Origin of the sequence: Halobiforma lacisalsi AJ5, from assembly GCF_000226975.2 — an archaeon.
GTDB lineage: Archaea > Halobacteriota > Halobacteria > Halobacteriales > Natrialbaceae > Natronobacterium > Natronobacterium lacisalsi.
On sequence record NZ_CP019285.1, the window covers coordinates 626746 to 644364 of the forward strand.

The following is a 17619-nucleotide window of genomic DNA, read 5'->3' on the forward strand; positions in this document are numbered from 1 at the left end:
GACACCGCCCAACGGAACTGTGGCGGTGGCTTCGTCTCGAGGCTACAACGACGACCGGTCCTCGACCGACTCGAGTCGCATCAGCGGATAGCCGTCCTCCATCTCCATGCGGGCGACGACCTCGCAACCCTCGTAGTCGATCACGATTTCGACCTCGAGGAACCGACCTGTGAGTTCGGTGTAGTCGGCTCCCGCATCGGCGATGGCGGCCGCGAGTTCGTCCTCGCGAACGTCGACGTCGACGGCACGGCAGTGGGGCTGGTTCTCGATCGCCTCCTCCATCGCGGTCGCGACGCTGTCGGCGCTGTCGGGCGAGACCGGCGTACCGGCGAACTGGTGATACAGCGAGCCGAACTTGATGCCGGCCTCGAAACAGGCGGCTTCGGCGTCGGTCGGCGCGGTGTCGGTCATACTCGAGCCCTCGCGAGCGGTCGGCAAGGGGGTTGCGGTCCCGGGTCGGCCGCGGAGGCGCCAGCCCGGAATCGCACGTTACTTACCGACGCTTTCCCTCACACCGAACGAATGGCACAGTCGGTCCTGCTCACGGGAGCTTCGGGGCGCGTCGGGCAGGCGATCCTCGAGGGACTCGCGGACGAACGGGAGTACGAGTGGCGGTTGCTAGACCGGGATCCACCGACGGGAGATCGTAACTACCCGGGTGAGTTCGTCGTGGCGGACATCACCGACGAGGAAGCGGTCCGCGAGGCGATGGAGGGCATCGACGTCGTTCTCCACCTCGCAGGCGACCCGCGTAAGACCGCGCCGTGGGAGAGCGTCCTGCCGAACAACATCGACGGCACCCAGACCGTCTACGAGGCCGCGGTCGGCGCCGGCGTCGACAAGTTCGCCTTCGCTTCCTCGAACCACGCCGTCGGGGCCTACGAGACCGACGAGCGGACACCGGACATGTATCGCGAGGACGACGAATTCCGGCTCGACGGGACCGAACTCCCCCGCCCCGGCAACCTCTACGGCGTCTCGAAGGCGACCGGCGAAATCCTGGGTCGGTACTACCACGACGAATACGGCCTCTCCGTGGTCTGTGTCCGGATCGGCAACCTCACCAAAGATCACCCGCCGATCGACTACGAACGCGGGCAGGCGATGTGGCTCTCCCACCGCGACTGTGCACACCTCTTCGATCGCTGTATCCGGGCGGAGTACGACTACGAGGTCGTCTACGGTATCTCCGACAACGACCGCAAGTACTACTCGATAGAGCGCGCTCGAGAAGTGCTGGGGTACGAGCCTCGCGACAATTCTGCCGACCACGGCTGACGCTCGGTTCCGACACGTGCCGGTGAGAGGCGACTACAGCGCCGGGTAACGCGGCGATGAAAATCGTTTCCGAATTAAAACCACAGTTGTCGATAGGGTTTCGCTACGGGTCGATCGACCCGAAAACGACGTACGAACCACTCCTCTGTCTGCGTGTCAATTTCACTCAGTCTCGAGTTACCGACTCAAACACCGGGAAACGAACGATAGAGTTTATTCACGGCTTCGTTCAACGACCGGAGACCCCCAGCGGGGTGTGAGATTTCCATGAGCAAAACCGATCAAAATCCGGCAACGGATTCGCAACGCTCCCGGCTGAAAGACGGTGCACTCGCTGCCACGGCCCTCGCAGTCGGAACTGGTGCCGCGACGAGCACGGCGGCCGCACAGGACGACGAAGACGTCGTCATCACTGCAGAAGACTACTATCCGGACGTGGACTTCGACGTCGTCGCTCAGTACGAATCCGGTGTGAGGGACGATATTTTGGAAGCGTTCGAGGACGAGTTCGACGACAGCGACGATTGGGAAGTGTACGCCATCGAGATCGACGTCGGCGGGTCGGCGAGCGAACTCGGTCACCTCCTCGCGGACGAAGAAGAAACCGACGTCAGCGAGGGCGATTCGGGAACGTTCGATACGAGCGCATCGTTCCGGAATTCGGAACTCGGCCTGCTCGAGGTGGACCCGGGGCTGTAGACGACGGCGGGAACGAAACGACGGCGATAACCGGAAGACGACCGCCATCGAACTCCTTCCGTTACTAGTTCTCGGTCGCGTCCGGAACGGGCGACTTCCCGTCGTTGCCGATATCCCGAATCGAAGGGCCGTCCCGGAACAGACTCAGCGTCTCAGTCTGCGTTCGCGAGCGAGCACGCGGGGCTGCAGAACCCGCGTTCCGCCGCGTTCGCGTCGGGATAGGCCCTGAATTCGTCGCCACACTCCTCGCACGTGATGGAAACGAACTCCGGCATAGCAACCGATGGTCGGACTTCGAGCAGGAAAACGTACTGGAAGGCTCGAGCCGGCCGTCACTCCGAAAACAGTCCCTTCACGTCCTCCTCGCGGGACCGACGCTTGCTGACGTGCTCCGACAGTCGCCGGTAGACGAGCCCGCGGTGCTCGTCCTCGCGGACGAAGTCGAACAGCAGAGCGATGAACAGACTGTCGTCCGCGCCGGCCTCGAGGTCCCGCCGGGCGTACGTTCGGGCCCGCTCGACCGGTTTTTCGTCGAAGCCCAGTTCCTCGGCGAGGACGACAGCGGCGATGCCCGTTTCCGTGACTCCGAGCGAGTCGAGCGTCGGTACCCCGCTCTCGTACTCGAGTCGAACCGGGGGTCGGCGTTCAGCGATTTCGGGATCGGCCGAAAGCGACGCGAGGAAACGACGGATCGGCCCGACCTCGAGACCGCGGTACGTCGACGGGAGAGGTGCGAGGTAGTCGCCGGCGCTTTCGGCCAGTCCGACGGCACCCTCCCAGTTGCGGTTTCGGGCGTGGTGGACGGCGCCGCTCGTCTGGATCAGCCCGTGTAGCAGTCGCTCGTCGTCGGTGCCGGACTCGAGTTCGAGCCAGTGGTCCTCCCAGGCGTCGTGTGCAGCGTGGTAGTAGCCGTCGTTGTAGACGGCGATCCCCGCTCGGAGGTGATCGCGCATGTGGAAGCGTTGGCGCTCGACGGTCCTGTGGCTGTCGACTGTACTGTCCGCTCGGGGCGAGGACGCGACGAACGTGGAACGGTGACGCCGGATATCTTCCGCCTCCGGCAGGGCGGGCAGACAACTGTCGAAAACGGGGAGCGGGACGCGGCGTTCCCGACCGGTTACTGGCCGCCACCGGCGAGGCGGTACTCGAGGTGACGACCGTCCACCACATTAGTATGGGACGGATTACGAGAGTTGTGACCGCCTGACGAGGCGTAATAACGGACTACTGACTACTCCGAACGTCCTCACTCCCAGCGGAACTCGCCATCGCGCTGGACGACTTCGCCGTCGATCTCGAGCCGGGAGTCCTCGCTGACGTCGGTGATCATGTCGACGTGGACCGCGGAGTCGTTGCCCGACTCTCCGTCCGGCAGGCAGGCGTCGTAGGCCCTGCCGACCGCGAGGTGGACGGTGTCGCCCATCTTCTCGTCGAACATGATATTGTCCGTGTAGCGGTCGATGGCGCGGTTCATCCCGATCCCGAGTTCGCCCAGGCGACTGGCCCCCTCGTCGGTGTCGAGGATGTCGCCGACGACGGACTCGCCCTGTTCGGCCTCGTAATCGACGACGTCGCCGTCCTCGAACTCGAGGCGGACGTTCCGGACGGTCTCGCCCCGGAGCGTCATCGGGACGTCAAAGGTGACCTCGCCCTCGGTGGCGTAGGGTGCGGTGAAGACCTCGCCGCTCGGCAGGTTGTGGGAGTCGTAGGCGACGGAGGCGGCGCTGTTGACCGCGGTCCGGTCGTCGATCCGCATGGTGAGATCGGTGTCCTCGGAGACGAGTCGGACCTCCGACCCCTCGTCGAGGAGGTCTTTCATCCGAGCCATCTCCTCGGCGAACGACTCCCAGTCGCGCAGAATCGCGTCGTAAGCGAACTCCTGGTACTCCTCGTAGGCCATCTCGGCCTGCTGGGCGAGCGACCGGGTGGGGTGGTACGTCGAAACCCAGCGGGTGTCGTACCGCTGTTCGCGGATCTCCCGGCGGGCCTCGCGGTGGTTCCGGCGCGTCTCGCTCGAGACGTCAGCCGTGGCGCTCGTGTTCCGGCCGCCGCCCAGCGAGAGGTAGACGTCGGCCTCCTCGAGCAGCGCCTTCTCGTGGGCCGCCTCGTCGAACTCTCCCTCGTGCGCGCGGAGGTACGCACGCGTGATCTCGTCGGAACTGTAGGTCGCGAGGAGGTTGGCCCCGCGCTCGCCGAGTTCCTCGGCGACGGCGACGGCGAGTTCGTGTGCGTCCGGCCCGACCGACACCACGACGTCGTCGCCCGCCTCGACGCGGGCGCTCCAGTCGACCAGTACCTCGGCGTGTTCGCGAACGCGTTCGTCCATACCCGGGGATGGCAACGGCCACACAAAATCCCACCCTTTCGGAGTCGGTCGGCGATCGACTGCCGACGACCAACGGCCGACGACCGCGGGCACCTCGAGCGATTGCGCGTTTACGAAGGCACTTCGGTGATGTCGCCGTCGGTCCGGGACCGAACGAGTCCGACGATCGCGTAGACGATCGGCGTGTCGAGCACTGCGATGGCGAGTTTCAGCAGGTACTGACCGATCATCAGCGCGGCGAGGTCCCCGATCGGAAGCACGATTCCGACCCCGAGCAGCGCCGGGGCGACCGCGAAGGCGACGGCGACGAAGATGATCGTGTCGATCGCCTGGCTGGTCGCCGTCGAGCCGATGTTACGCAGCCAGAGCTTGTCTCCGCCGGTGTAGCCCCGGATCCGATGGAACGCGATCACGTCCCAGTTCTGACTGACGAGGTACGCGAGAAGGCTCCCCAGGACGATGTTGGTCGAGGCGCCGAGCACGTCGGCGAACATGCCGGGATCGATGCTGTTCGGGGCGGCCGGAGCGGCGACCGTGGACCAGACCAGCGCGAGCACGACGAAGTTCAGCGCGAACCCGACGTTGACGACGATCTGGGCCGCGCGTCGCCCGTAGAGTTCGGTGTAACAGTCGCTCGCGAGGAAGGTCAGAGCATAGGCCAGCGCGGCACCCGGCAGAACGAGAGCGTCGCCGGTGATGGGCAGCGAGAACGGCAGCGAGAACGCAAGCACCTTCGAGGCGGTCAGTTGCGCGGTCACCAGTGCCGTTACGAAGAGGCCGATCAGGGCCACCTGCGGCACCGTCGGTACAGCGGAACGGCCCGAACGAGGTTGGGAGCGAGTCATAGCCGTCGCGTATCCATCGACGCTACCTAAACGGTTCGAGATCCGTTCAGTATCGGTTAGCAGCTCCGACACGGCACAAACCTGTCACCAATCAACCATTATACAGAGTGAAACCCAACTCAAGGCGACACAAGTCACAGTAAGTCGTCTAAAACGCGTCCAACGGTCGTAATACGCCGCCGATAACAAATAGTCAGTCGTGTGGTTTGATTAGACGGGTGAAACATGGACGATTTAACCGGATTCCAGCGCGACCTCCTGTACGTCATCGCGGGCGCAGACCAGCCGTCCGGACAGGACGTCAAAGACGAGATCGAGACGTACTACAGTTCCGAGATCAACCACGGGCGGCTCTATCCCAACCTCGATACGCTCGTCAACAAGGAACTCGTCGAGAAGGGACAGCTCGACAGACGAACCAACTACTACGCGATCACCGACGACGGTCGTCGAGCGATCGAGAAGCGCCGAGAGTGGGAACGACAGTACGTCGACGTCTGACTGACTCACCGAGGACGAGCGACCGCGCCTCGAGGCTCCGAGAGAGACGGCTCCGCCGCCACCGGGAGGAGAAGCGGGCCACGGGGAGGCCACGAACGGCGGCGCGTTCGAACGACGACCGAACGACCTCGTCACCGCCGGCTGGAATCCGGTCGTCCGTTCCCTCGCCCGTCGGCGAGGGAGCCGTTACTCCTCGGCCGAATCGTCGACGGATCCCGCACCGGTCGCGAACAGCGGTTCTAACTCGGCCGGCGTCCCGAGCGCGTAGAGCGCATCGCCCGCAGACAGCGTGTGATCTGTAGCCGGAAACGGGACGAGTTCGGTCCCGGAACCGCCATCCTCGTGTCCTCGCTCGACCAGGAGCACACGTCCCGGAACCCAGTCGACGAACTCGTTCTCGAGGTCCGACCCCGACTCGACCCTCGCGCGGACGACCGTCTCGGGGGCCGTCTCGAGCGCGGCAAGGAGCTCGGGAACGGCCGTCGGCATCTCCGGGCGAGTAACGAGTCGATACTCTGGACCTGAAGCGGTACTGCCGTTCCCGGCGGGATCGAACGCCGATGCGTCCGCCAGGTCGATAGCGATCGTCGCCGTCGTTTCGTCGGTCGCTCGAAGCGTTCCCGTCGCAGCCAGCCGCCGCGAATCGACTCCGTCGGGGCGATCGGTCCAGAGTTCGACCGGATCCCCGGCGGTCGCGTCCGCCGGTGGATCCGCACGTACCGCGACGGCAGCGGTATCGGGCGGGAGGGTCCGGCTGCTCCCTCGACGACGCCCGCCGATCGCCAGCCGTTCGACGGTCCCGTCCCGGGCGAGGTCCACCGAGGCGTGTCCGATGCCGTAGTCCCGCTCGAGTCGATCGATCAGCCGCGACTCGAGGTCGTCGATGGACAGGGCGTGCGGAAACAGCATCGTCCGTCCCTCGAGCGTGCGCTTGGTTTCTCGGTTGACGACGGGATAGCCGTCGGCGTCCGCGATCGTCTCCGGGAGATGGATCGGACCGGACAATCGCGCCGACCGGAGGACAGCAGCGGCCTCGACGGTGTCCGGAATCGGTTCGATCCCGTAGACCTCGCAGGCGAGGTGGTCACCGATGCGCCGTCCGCCCTCGGCGGCGACCGTACCGGCGAACGCAGCCCCGAGGACGTAGACGGCAGTCGCGTGGTGAAACGGATCGGTTCCGACGATCACCGCGGTTCCCCGGGTAGCGGCGACGTTCAATGGAAGTCCGACGGCGGCCAGTCCGGCGAGAGCACTGACGCCGATCGGCAGACGCCTCGTCCCGTACCGGCGGTACGCGAACGCGATCCCCGTCGCGGCAATCGTCGCGAGGAGGGCGAAACCCAGGACGTTGATGAGGGCTGTTTCGGTCCACTCGGTGACGAGAGTCGCCAGGACGACGGCCATTCAACTCACCTCCCCGGTACACGACGCGGGCTCTTCCGCTGCGTTTGCCCGGCTCGACGAGTGCTGCGACGACGAGCAGTCGACCGTCGGATCGAGAAGGCGTTTCATCGTCGTCCGCGTCCCGGCGACGATCACTGCGTCGCTCCACTCGAGCGGAACGGACGCGATGTCCGGATCGACGACCCACGAACGATCGGCGTCCTCGACGGTCGCGGTTCGGTCGTCGTGCTCCGGATCCCTCGTCCCGACTCGCGCCGCGAGCACGGCGACGTCGTCCTCAAGCGTCGCGTCGACGTCGCTCGAGGCGAGTCGGGAGCGGAGACGACCGAAGGGGACAGAACGGATCGACTGATCCGCCCGCTCGAGGAGGGCACACGCCGCGGTATCGGCGTCGGCTCCGCCGCCGTCCGGTCCCGGAACGACGACGATCCGAGCGCGGTCGGCCTCCAGCAGGGGGTCGGCGTCGGCGGTCGGGACAGCGACGGTTACTCGCTCGAGGCCCCGGTTTTCGGGCTCTGAAGCCGATGCCGCCGAGTGTCCCTCGTCAGGGACCTGCCCAACGCTCAGGACTCGCCCGCGGACGGCCTCCGACCCGGTTCGGACGACGATCGTATCGGTCGCCGCCAGCCCGGTCGGAACGAGCGCCCGAATCGTGACTGCACGCCACCCTTCGGGAACGCGACTCGAGACGCCGTTCGCCGGCGGGGCCGCGGCGATCGTCGCGCGACCTCGTTCGTCGATCGACGCCGAGACGGCGGCCAGGTCGTAGCTCGTTCGAAGGTGCGCTTCGAGCCGCGATTCGAGCGCCGACAGCGGCAGGTCCGCCGGAAGTCGCCACGAACCGGTCTCGAGTCGTTGGCGGAGAGCAGGATCGAGCGACGGGTGGCCGTCGAGACCGTGAACAGCGCCGGTCGCGGCGACCGCCACTCGACCGGCCGCGTCGACCGACTCGAGGGCGGCCGCCGAGAGGCCGCGTTCGCGACGCGCTGGCCGGGCGGCCTCGAGCGGGAGGTCGGCGGCGACCGTTTCGGCCTGACTGTGGGCATAGAGGCCGAGCGCGGCGATGACGAACGTTCCGACCGCGACTGGGAGCAACAGGGTCGTCTCGCCGACGCCGGCAATCTGCTGGCCGGAGACCGGCAGGCCAATCGCGTACCCGTGACCTGTGGCGAGTACCAGGGCGACGAAGACGGCGACCGCCCGCGGAACGGTCCGATCGATGGCCTCGAATCCGACCGTCAGACCGAAGATGACGACCGCTGGTCCGATTCCGAGGAGTACGCCGAACGCGACGACGATCAGTATCGCGGTCGTGAGTTCGAACATCGCCCGTCGCGTCAGGCCTCCGTGACGATGATCTCCGGGTTCGGCTGTTCGTCGATGTAGTTGCTGTCCGAGGGCGGGACGATGTCGATCTCGAGCGTCCCCATGTCCTGGTCGGCCCGAAGGCTGGGTTCCTCGAGTTCGACGACGGCCTCGTTGTCATCCGCCCCGGTGTGAGCCTCCTCGACGCCGTTGAGTTGAGCCGAGCCGGCCGAGACGAGGACGGTCGCGTCTTGGACGTTGTTTCCGTTCTCGTCGATGACGAAGACCGAGACGTCGGCATCCGAGTCGGCCTCGACGACCTGGTCGTCGTTGGCCACTTCGACCGTAACCTCGGTGTCGCCGACGTCACCGATTCCTCCGAGCATATTGAGCATGAGCGCCAGTGCCGCGACACCGACCGTGAGCGCGATCACGAGCCGGATCGGCAATCCCTCGATAGCGCGGTCGTCGTCAGCGAACGAGTCGCCTGCGCCCGAGTGCTGACGCTCGTTCCCGGCGACTGCTTTCGATCGCATACCCCGGTTGGCCCCGGCTTCCAGTTTAAACCCCGGGACGAGGATTGAAAAGGGATGCCCGGGCAACGACCGACGATGGAGTTCGTACTCGGTCGCGAAGACGACCTCGAGAGCGGGCCGGTCGGTCGCCTGGGCAGTTACCGGGCGCTCGACGGCAGCGACGGGGCAGCCCTCTATCTGGACCTCGATCGGCCCCACGCGGTGCTCGTGGTCGGAAAGCGCGGATACGGAAAGTCCTACACGCTCGGCGTGATCGCGGAGGCGCTCGCGCGGACACCGGGGGTTGCCCCCGTGATCATCGACCCGATGGGCGCGTTCCGTACGCTCTCGGAACCGGCGGACGGCGACCCGGTTCCGGCGACGGTCCTCGAGTCGCCGACCGTCGCCCCCGGCGCGCTCGATCCCCGTTCCTGGTGTGAGCTGCTCGGGCTTTCGCCCGAAAGCGGGGCCGGCGGACTGGTCTGGCAGGCCGCCCTTTCGGCGGCGACGCTCGACGGCATGCGCGAGTGCATCGATTCCGCCGACGCGCCGACCGCCGATCGTCGCGCGACGATCAACCACCTGTCGCTGGCCGATTCGTGGGACGTCTTCGACGCCGATGGCCTCTCTGCGGCGGAGTTCGCGACCACCGGGGTGACGGTCGTCGACGTCTCCGGACTCGACGCCGCGCCGATGAACGCCGTCTGTCGCGGCGTCGCGGAGGGGCTCTATCGGGCCCGCGTCGACGATACGATCGACCGCCTCCCGTGGCTGTTGCTCGACGAGGCTCACGCCTTCTTCGACGGGGTCGCCGAACCAGCCCTCCGGACGATCCTCACGCGAGGGCGTGCACCCGGCATCACGCTGGTCGCGGCGACCCAGCGGCCGAGCGCCGTTCCTCCGGTCGGCATCTCCCAGTCCGACGTGCTCGTTACCCACCGGCTCACCGCCGGCGCGGACGTGGACGCGCTCGAGGCGGCACAGCCGACGTACTTCGAGGGATCACTGGCCAGCCGGATGCCCGAACGGCCCGGCGAGGTCGTCGTGATCGACGACGCGACCGAGACGGTGCACGCGGCCCGGATCCGGCAGCGGGACACCCCCCACGGCGGGGACAGCCCACGAGCGAGCGACGTCGCCGGCTACGAGGATCGGTCCGACCGGGGAGGCGGTGCCGAGGTTTAAGTATGATCGGTCGGCGAAACCGCCCATGACCGACACCGAGCGACTCGAGCGACGGCTCGCCGCGGTCGAACGTGCGGTCGTCGACGGCGACGCGAGGGTCGACGAGCTTGCGGATCTCGAGTCGGCCCTCGCGGCGATTTCCGATCTCGAGGAGCGCCTCGAAGAACACGAGCGTCGGCTCGCCGACCTCGAGGGTCGGACCGGATCGCTGGAAGGGTTCACGGGCGAGCTCCGGGCGGTCAACGAGGAGGTGGAGCGACAGGCTGCGGCGGCGGTCGCGGCCGTAGATCGCCTCGAGCGCCGGCTTCCGGCATCCGGAGACGAAGACGGAGACGGACACCCTGACGCGAGCACCGGACAGCAGGATCGAACCGAGTCCGATCCGGACGACGAGTCCGGCCGGAAACGATCGGCGACGACCGCACGCGAGAACCCGGAGACGAGCGCAGCGGTGGGAACGGAGCGCTCGACGAGCACCGAGCCGAAGGCGCCGGAACGAACGGCGGCAGCGATCGTCGAGGGGGCGGATGCGACGGACGAGGACGACGGCCAGTCGCAACGGGACCGGGACGACGCCGGAACGCCGTCGTTTCCCGAATCGGCCGGGCGAACGTGGACCGGAGCGTCCGCTGACGCCGACGAGTCGACCGTCGTTCCGGCGGACCAGCGGTCGGTCGACCGGCGACTCGAGGACGGCCCCTCGTCGAATCCGGGCGACGTGCCGAAATCGAGAGGTTCGAGGAACCAAGACGCGAGTGCAACGGCAAGAAGCGAACCAGGGACGGACGATTCAGACACGAGTGACGACGCCGCAACCGGACTGCTCGCGGCGCTTCGAACGAAGCTATGATCAGGTACGTCCTCGCCGCGTTGCTCACCGTCGCCGTGATCGCCCTGTCGCTCCCGGCGATCCAGAGTGTCGCAGGCGTAGCGAGCGAACGAGGATTCGCCGGTGACGTCGCAGCGATCGACGACGCCGCAGTGTCGCTACTCGAGAGCGAAGAACCAACACCGGATGGCGTCCCTGCACCGCGTCGAACCGTGACGCTCTCGTTCCCGGCCGACTCGCTGACGACGGCTCCGATCGCGCACCTCCGGATCGAACGGATCGACGAGACCGGAAGCCTCGCGTCCTACGCCGCGGACGGCCGGGCCGAACGCCAACACCCGATCGACGCGCCGATCGTCCACGCCGATCCGACCGCGAACGAAACAGTCGAACTGGGCGGCGTCGGGGAACGGCGCACGCTCGCACTCACGCTCCAGCGGGATGGCGACGGCGACCCGGTCGTCGTCGCCACCGACTGAGGACGATGTTCGGCGACGTTACCCGACGGGCTATCGGCCCGGCGCTCGAGCGGATCGGATTCGAGCTGTGGGTCACATCTCGCGACGACGATACCCCGGGCCGGTGTTCGTGTGCGACCGCGTTCGACGAGGGTCGACTGATCGTCGATGCCGACGATTGTCCCGACGACGGCGACCTGCTCGAGGCCCCGACGTGCCGCCGGACCGTCGTCGAGGCGCTCGTCGAGCGGAGCGTCCGAGAGGTGATCGTCCGCTCGGAGGGACTCGAGTACCGGTACGACGACCGGGCCGTCCTCCTGTTCGTCGCCGCTGGACAGTTCCTCGAGTTGATCGGGGACGATCACGAACGACTGGCCGAGGCGGCGGCGACGGACCCCCTCGCGGCCGGCGAGGAGTTGCGGACGCGGGTCGACCGCGTCGCCGATTTCGGGACCGAAGCCGGTCTGATCGAAGCCGCAGGCGCCGTCGAAGACTACGCCGACCTCGCCCCCTCCGTCGGGGTCGAGATCGGCCACTACGTCGTCGATCGGTCGTTCGAGGGACGACTCCGGGACGTCCGGTCGCTCGAGACCGGCAGCGAGGCACGGATCTACGATCGAGACGACGGGATCCCGCTGTACGCCCTGGACGTCGTCGACCTCTCGCTGTCGGCCGAGAACCGGACGCGATTGATCGACGGCTACGAAGCGATCGCGACCGGCGCCGTCGAGGGGGAACGCGTCGCCTCGCGGGCGATCGAGCGAGTGAGCGACGGCGAGCAGGTGGAGCCGCTCGTGAGTTCGATCCTCGCGAAACACACCGCCGGCTACGGCGTGCTCGAGGACCTGTTCGCCGACCCGGCGGTGACCGACGTCTACGCGACCTCGCCCGTCTCGCGGAACCCGCTGCGGGTGGTCGCCGACGGGGAATCGATGGCGACGAACGTCTCCCTGACCGCGGCGGGCGCACGTGCGCTCGGCTCCCGGGTCCGGCGAACCAGTGGACGGGCGTTCTCCCGGGCGACGCCGACCGTCGACGCGACGGCCGCCCTCGAGAACGGAACGGAGGTTCGGATCGCGGGCGTCACCGATCCGGTCGCAGACGGGACAGCGTTCGCGTTCCGCGAGCAGGCCGACGACGCGTTCACCCTGCCCGCGCTGGTCGCGAACGGAACGGTTCCCGCGGCGGCCGCGGCCCTGCTCTCCGTCGCGATCGAACGCAACGCGGCAGTTCTCATCGCGGGCACGCGCGGAGCCGGGAAGACGACGCTGCTGGGAACGCTGCTGTACGAATTGGCACCGGAGACGCGGACCGTCATCATCGAGGACACCCCCGAACTCCCCGTCGACCCCCTCCAGTCGGTCGGCCGCGACGTACAGGCGCTGCGTACCGGCGCAGGCGACGGACCCGAACTCTCGCCGGCAGAGGCACTCAGGACTGCGCTCCGACTCGGTGACGGCGCGCTCGTCGTGGGCGAGATTCGCGGCGAAGAAGCGGGCGTCCTCTACGAGGCGATGCGAGTCGGAGCGAACGCCAACGCCGTCCTCGGCACGATCCACGGCGACGGTGCCGACGACGTCTACGAACGGGTCGTCTCGGACCTGGGCGTCGAACCCTCGTCGTTCGGCGTGACTGACCTCGTGGTTACCGTCCAGACCTACCGGACCCCGACGGGGCGAACGCGGCGACTCGCCCGCATCGAGGAAGTGCTGGTGGACGCCGGCAAAGAAGGACGGCAGGTCGACGTCCGCTTCGAACCGCTCTACGCCCTCGAGGGGCAGGACGCTCGTCCGACCGGCCGGATCGACCGTGGAGAGAGCCGCCTGGTTGACAACCTCGCCGGTCCGGGGGAGACGTACGCGGACGTCCGGGCGGCGCTCGCGGCGCGCCGGGAAACCCTCGCCGGACTCGCCGCGGACGGACGCACGAGCCCGGGCGACGTCGCCGAAGCGTACGCCGATCGCAGCCACCGAAGGGGTGACGGGTGATCCGCATGGCGTCGTCGGAAGTGACTCACCCCCTCGTCACCCTCGCTCGAGCGTTCGCCGCGCTGTATCCGTGGCCGGTGGAGCCGGGCGACGAACTCGCCGAAGCGCTGTCGTTTCTCGGTCTCGAGCGCGATCTGCCGCCGAAAACCGTCGTCCGTGCGGGGTACGGTGCCGGGGTGGCATCGGCCCTTCCGGTCGCGTTCCTCACCGTAACGCCTGCTCCGCTCGTGTCGGTGCTTCCGTTCCTGGTGCTCGTTCCCCTGGCGACGATTCATGCGGTACACTCGTTGCCGGGATTGATCGCCGCATTCCAGCGAACCGAGGCACTGGGGGACGCGCCCAATCTCGTCGGCCGAACGGTGCTCAGGATGCAGGTCCAGCCGTCCCTCGAGAGCGCGGTCCGGTTCGCAGCCGAGACCGGACGTGGGCCGCTGGCAGCGAGTCTCGCGGCCCACATCGATCGTTCGCTGGGGACGCCGGAGACCGGGCTTCTCTCGTTCGCCGACGAGTGGGCCGATCGGTTCCCCGCACTGCGACGATCGGCGCACCTGCTCGCGACGGCACAGGAAGCCCCGGAGGCGGAACGGGCCCGGACGCTCGACCGTGCGCTCGAGGCGATACTCGACGGGACCCGCGAGCGGATGGCCGAGTTCACTGCAGCGATCCGTGCCCCGACGAGTGCGCTGTTCGCGTTCGGGGTGATGCTTCCGCTCGCGCTCGTCGCGCTCGTCCCCGCCGTCCCGATGGTCGGGCTGCCGGTCAACATCTGGATGGTCGTGCTGCTTTACAACGTCGCTCTCCCGGCGGTGCTCGTCGCCGCGAGCCTCTGGTTGCTCGTCCGCCGACCCGTCGCGTTCCCGCCGCCATCGGTCGATCGCGACCACCCTGACCTCCCCGACGGGCTGTGGAGGCGATCCCTCGCAGGCGTCGCGGTCGGCGTCGCCGCCCACGCGGCGATCGGCCGGGTCGGATACCCCCACCTCGCGCCGGTCGCGGGCGTCGGACTCGGCCTCGGAACGGGACTGCTCGCCATCTACGACCCGATTCTCTCGGTTCGCCACTCGGTCAAGGACGTCGAAGCCCACCTCACCGACGCACTCTACCTCGTCGGCCGGCAGGTCGCGGAGGGCGAATCCGTCGAGTCCGCAGTCGCACTCGCCGGCGATCGGGTCCCGGCCGAAACCGGCGAGGTGTTCCGGACCGCGGCGGCCCTCCAGCGTCGCCTGCACGTCGACGTCGAAGCTGCCTTCCTCGGTGAGTACGGGGCCCTCCGGACCGTGCCAAGCCCACGGGCCCGCAGCACGGCGGCCCTGCTAGCGATCGCCGCCGACGAAGGGCGGCCGGCGGGTCGGGCGATCGTTTCGATGGCCGACCACCTGGAAGACCTCGAGGAACTCGAGCGAAAGACCAAACGCGACCTCGAGCAGGTGACGGGAACGCTGGACAATACGGCTGCCTGCTTCGGTCCGCTCGTAGCGGGTGCGACGGTCGGGCTCGCGGATATGATGGCCGGCATCGACGTGCAGGGAACGACGGGGTCGACCGCGTTCCCGACGGACCCGCTCGCGCTCTCGATCGGGGCGTTCGTCCTCACGCTGTGTTTCGTGCTGATACCGCTGTCCTACGCCCTGCGGTACGGACTCGACGGGGCGCTGTTCGGCTACCATACTGGGCGGGCACTCCTGTCGGCGACGGTCGTGTACGTCGTCGCGATCGTCGCGATCGATCTCCTGCTGTAGCCGCTGAGGTTTAAATACGAACACGCGGCCACGGCCGGCATGGATCTGGAGACGCCCGCCGACGCGTGGTACGTCTGGCTCGCAGTCAGCCTCCTCACCCTCGCGACGGCCGGTATTGCACTCGGGCTGCCGACGGGACCGCCGCCGGACGCGACGGCGGCGGCAAACGCCATCGAACGAGCCGCCGGAACGGCGGATGCGAACGGATACGTGACAACGACCTACGAGCACGACGCCGACGCCATCAGGATCGACGGGAAGACGATCACCATGCGAAACGACCACGGTACCGCCCACGCGAGCATCGCCTACGGACAGGTCGTCCCGGTGACCGGACACGAGCGACTCGAGAACGTTACATCCGGCACCCCGGTCACGGAGGAATACGCGACAGAGATCGCTGCACCGAACGAAAGCGGCGTCGACGCGTTCCTGACCGACGTCAGGGCGGCCCACGAGGACAACGCGGGCGAGTGGCGACGCGCCGACGGTGAGTTGCGAACGAGGGCGGTCCGGACGATGCCCTCGCCCACTGTCTCGGTCACCGTCGAAACCGCGGACCTGCCGGGCCAGCAGACCGACGAACTCGAGTTCAGTTACGAGACCAACCGCGAGGTCCCGCTCCGACTCGGTGGACAGGGATCGCTCGGCGGCGACGTCGAGACATACGAAATCCCCGACTCCCGTTCCGGGAGCGTGGTGCTCGACCACACCGATATCGGCGACCGGAACACGCTCCAGTTCCCCCTCACCGTTCGGGTCGGGACGAGCGGCGACACTCTCTGCGACGCGACCGTCGAGATTCCGCAGGCAGGGGAACGAGTCGACGTCTGTGACCACGGCGAGGGAACGCTCGGGACCGACGTCCCTGTGGAAGACCTCGGCTACGTCGACCGAACGTCGTCCATTCCGGAGGCCTACCATGTCACGCTCGTCAGCACGTAGGGGTCGGGGTCAGACGGAGCCGCTGGCGGCGCTGGTCGCCGTCGCGACGATCGGTCTCGCCGTCGGGTTGTACGGCGGTTACCTCACCGGTGTCCTCGGGGAGACGACCGATCGAACGCCAGAGTCGGTCGCGATCGACCGCGTCTGGGACGATGTCTCCGAAAACGGCGTCTTCACGGCAATCGGCGGGAACGACGGCGCGATCAGGAACCGGGTTCGGATCGACTCTCTCCCGGAAGGGAAGACGGTCCACGTCACCATCACGACCGTCGACGACGGTGAAAAACACGTGATCGACCACGCCCGGTTCCACGCCGACGGAACCGTCCGCGATCCCACTTTTGTCGGGGACCCGCCGGCCGACACCGGTGTCGCGACTCGGCCGGTTCCGGTCGAACTCGAGCCGGGAGACGTCCGCGGCGGGACGCTTCGGGTGGAGGTGTGGTCCCAATGAGGGGGAGACACTCGAGTAGCGGAGCGAGGGACAACGGCTCGAACCGGTCGATCCGAAACGGCACGGACGAGCGCGCCGTCAGCACCGTCCTCGACGTCGCACTCGCCTTGCTGCTGATCAGCGCGAGCGTACTGGTCCTGGGTCTCTACCTCGAGGACGGAACCGAGGCCGAACGGTTCGACGGGACCAGTGCGGAACGGACCACCGAGACGCTCGCCGCGACGACGCTCTCGATCCAGTACGACGTCGGCGGCGTCGAATCGAGCGACGTCTACGTCCCGCCGGAGCTGACGCCCCCGGGCGCGTACGAACGCGCCGAGTACGGTCCGGCGACCGGGTTGCTCGCCGATGCGGCGGTCACGAACGCACGGATCGGCGACCACGAGCTGCTGGCATACGGCGACGAGTACGAGGACGCAGTCGACGGATCGATCGGGAGCGCGCTCGTCGGTGCGGACCGCGATCGCGATCACCACCGTCACCGGGTCTACGCCGTCGCTGTCTGGGAGCCCTACGAGAACGCCTCGATCCGCGGGACAGCGACGGCCGGCGAACGACCGCCTGTCGACGAGGACGTCGGCAGCGCGACGATCGCTGTCTCGAGCGGCCTCCCGCCACTCGAGGAGGCGGCGATCAGGGACGCCTACGACCGCGGCGACGATCGAGAAGAGGGGATCGCGCTGGTCGCCGAACTGCTCGCCGAGCGCCTCGTCGAGGGGTATTTCCCGCCCGAACAGTCCCAGCATGCTCTCGAGAGTCAGGGACTGGACCGGTCGCTGAAGGTCTACCACTACCGGGAGACGGCGGCGGCCGTCGGCGTCGAGTTCGACGACCCGGACGACGAAGGGGGACCACTCTCCCGGAGCACCGCTAACGCGACGGCCGCAAACGAGCGGCTCGTCTACGGCGAGCGGGGGCCCGAGACGATACTCGACGACCTGCAGGAATGGTTCGGCGACGAGGACGAACCGAACGGACTCGCGGCCGTGATCGCCGACGACCTTCGAAACGACGCCCTCGCGCCCGAACTCAAGGAGATCGACCGGAAGTACGACGACGAGACGGCCGACGAACGCGTCGAAGACCTGCTCGTCGAGTCGATCGCCCTCGAGGAGGCGACGATCACCGTCCAGACCTGGGAACCGTAA

Annotated in this window: 19 protein-coding genes; 11 read left to right on the forward strand and 8 right to left on the reverse strand. The window is 67.6% G+C overall.

The window, feature by feature from the left end; all coding sequences use genetic code 11:
* Positions 1-42: 42 nt before the first annotated feature.
* Positions 43-411: a dihydroneopterin aldolase family protein gene (locus CHINAEXTREME_RS02935; RefSeq protein ID WP_007140972.1), complete on the reverse strand. Its 369-nt coding sequence runs from the start codon at positions 409-411 to the stop codon at positions 43-45.
* Between the two features lie 111 nt (positions 412-522).
* On the opposite strand from CHINAEXTREME_RS02935, the gene azf reads away from it, so the two are divergent.
* Positions 523-1278, forward strand: coding sequence for an NAD-dependent glucose-6-phosphate dehydrogenase Azf (azf, locus tag CHINAEXTREME_RS02940; RefSeq protein ID WP_007140973.1), 756 nt, complete (start codon positions 523-525; stop codon positions 1276-1278).
* 267 nt (positions 1279-1545) lie between these two features.
* Positions 1546-1977 carry a hypothetical protein gene (locus CHINAEXTREME_RS02945; protein ID WP_007140974.1) on the forward strand — a complete coding sequence of 144 codons (432 nt, stop codon included), beginning with the start codon at positions 1546-1548 and terminating at the stop codon, positions 1975-1977.
* A 152-nt stretch (positions 1978-2129) separates the two neighbouring features.
* Here the strand turns inward: CHINAEXTREME_RS02945 and CHINAEXTREME_RS22395 are convergent, their stop codons facing one another.
* The 4 genes from CHINAEXTREME_RS22395 to CHINAEXTREME_RS02960 form a co-directional block, all read right to left on the reverse strand.
* Positions 2130-2252 carry a hypothetical protein gene (locus CHINAEXTREME_RS22395; RefSeq protein ID WP_007140975.1) on the reverse strand — a complete coding sequence of 41 codons (123 nt, stop codon included), beginning with the start codon at positions 2250-2252 and terminating at the stop codon, positions 2130-2132.
* A 57-nt stretch (positions 2253-2309) separates the two neighbouring features.
* Positions 2310-2930: a DUF309 domain-containing protein gene (locus CHINAEXTREME_RS02950; RefSeq protein WP_007140976.1), complete on the reverse strand. Its 621-nt coding sequence runs from the start codon at positions 2928-2930 to the stop codon at positions 2310-2312.
* Positions 2931-3223: 293 nt separating this feature from the next.
* Positions 3224-4303, reverse strand: coding sequence for an aminopeptidase (locus CHINAEXTREME_RS02955; protein ID WP_007140977.1), 1080 nt, complete (start codon positions 4301-4303; stop codon positions 3224-3226).
* 110 nt (positions 4304-4413) lie between these two features.
* Positions 4414-5148 (reverse strand): queuosine precursor transporter, encoded by a 735-nt coding sequence (locus tag CHINAEXTREME_RS02960; protein ID WP_029601445.1) that lies wholly within the window; start codon positions 5146-5148, stop codon positions 4414-4416.
* Between the two features lie 225 nt (positions 5149-5373).
* Here CHINAEXTREME_RS02960 and CHINAEXTREME_RS02965 point away from each other — a divergent pair, with 225 nt between their 5' ends.
* The gene (locus CHINAEXTREME_RS02965) at positions 5374-5649 is read left to right on the forward strand and encodes a PadR family transcriptional regulator (RefSeq protein WP_007140979.1); all 276 of its coding nucleotides are present in this window, start codon (positions 5374-5376) and stop codon (positions 5647-5649) included.
* Positions 5650-5835: 186 nt separating this feature from the next.
* Here CHINAEXTREME_RS02965 and CHINAEXTREME_RS02970 read toward each other — a convergent pair whose 3' ends face one another.
* Genes CHINAEXTREME_RS02970 through CHINAEXTREME_RS02980 form a run of 3 tightly spaced genes read right to left on the reverse strand, consistent with a single transcriptional unit; the run spans position 5836 to position 8894 of the window.
* Entirely contained in the window at positions 5836-7053 is a 1218-nt protein-coding gene (locus CHINAEXTREME_RS02970) for a hypothetical protein (RefSeq protein ID WP_007140980.1), read from the reverse strand.
* Complete coding sequence (locus CHINAEXTREME_RS02975) at positions 7054-8379, reverse strand: hypothetical protein (protein WP_007140981.1); 1326 nt, start codon at positions 8377-8379, stop codon at positions 7054-7056. It abuts the gene before it with no gap.
* An 11-nt stretch (positions 8380-8390) separates the two neighbouring features.
* Positions 8391-8894, reverse strand: a complete 504-nt coding sequence (locus tag CHINAEXTREME_RS02980) for a DUF7382 domain-containing protein (protein ID WP_007140982.1) — start codon at positions 8892-8894, stop codon at positions 8391-8393.
* Between the two features lie 75 nt (positions 8895-8969).
* Here CHINAEXTREME_RS02980 and CHINAEXTREME_RS02985 point away from each other — a divergent pair, with 75 nt between their 5' ends.
* The 8 genes from CHINAEXTREME_RS02985 to CHINAEXTREME_RS03020 are packed head-to-tail and all read left to right on the forward strand — an operon-like array spanning position 8970 to position 17619.
* Positions 8970-10058 (forward strand): ATP-binding protein, encoded by a 1089-nt coding sequence (locus CHINAEXTREME_RS02985; RefSeq protein ID WP_007140983.1) that lies wholly within the window; start codon positions 8970-8972, stop codon positions 10056-10058.
* 25 nt (positions 10059-10083) lie between these two features.
* Entirely contained in the window at positions 10084-10908 is an 825-nt protein-coding gene (locus CHINAEXTREME_RS02990) for a DUF7310 family coiled-coil domain-containing protein (protein ID WP_007140984.1), read from the forward strand.
* A complete protein-coding gene (locus CHINAEXTREME_RS02995) occupies positions 10905-11366 on the forward strand; it encodes a DUF7311 family protein (RefSeq protein WP_007140985.1) in 462 nt (153 codons plus the stop codon). The genes CHINAEXTREME_RS02990 and CHINAEXTREME_RS02995 overlap by 4 nt, the downstream gene beginning before the upstream one ends.
* 5 nt (positions 11367-11371) lie before the next feature.
* The gene (locus CHINAEXTREME_RS03000) at positions 11372-13333 is read left to right on the forward strand and encodes an ATPase, T2SS/T4P/T4SS family (RefSeq protein ID WP_007140986.1); all 1962 of its coding nucleotides are present in this window, start codon (positions 11372-11374) and stop codon (positions 13331-13333) included.
* Between the two features lie 5 nt (positions 13334-13338).
* Positions 13339-15072 (forward strand): type II secretion system F family protein, encoded by a 1734-nt coding sequence (locus CHINAEXTREME_RS03005; RefSeq protein WP_007140987.1) that lies wholly within the window; start codon positions 13339-13341, stop codon positions 15070-15072.
* 39 nt (positions 15073-15111) lie between these two features.
* Positions 15112-16017, forward strand: coding sequence for a DUF7283 family protein (locus tag CHINAEXTREME_RS03010; protein ID WP_007140988.1), 906 nt, complete (start codon positions 15112-15114; stop codon positions 16015-16017).
* Complete coding sequence (locus CHINAEXTREME_RS03015; RefSeq protein ID WP_007140989.1) at positions 15995-16471, forward strand: DUF7285 family protein; 477 nt, start codon at positions 15995-15997, stop codon at positions 16469-16471. The genes CHINAEXTREME_RS03010 and CHINAEXTREME_RS03015 overlap by 23 nt, the downstream gene beginning before the upstream one ends.
* Positions 16468-17619, forward strand: a complete 1152-nt coding sequence (locus CHINAEXTREME_RS03020; protein ID WP_007140990.1) for a DUF7284 family protein — start codon at positions 16468-16470, stop codon at positions 17617-17619. Before CHINAEXTREME_RS03015 ends, CHINAEXTREME_RS03020 begins: the two co-directional genes overlap by 4 nt.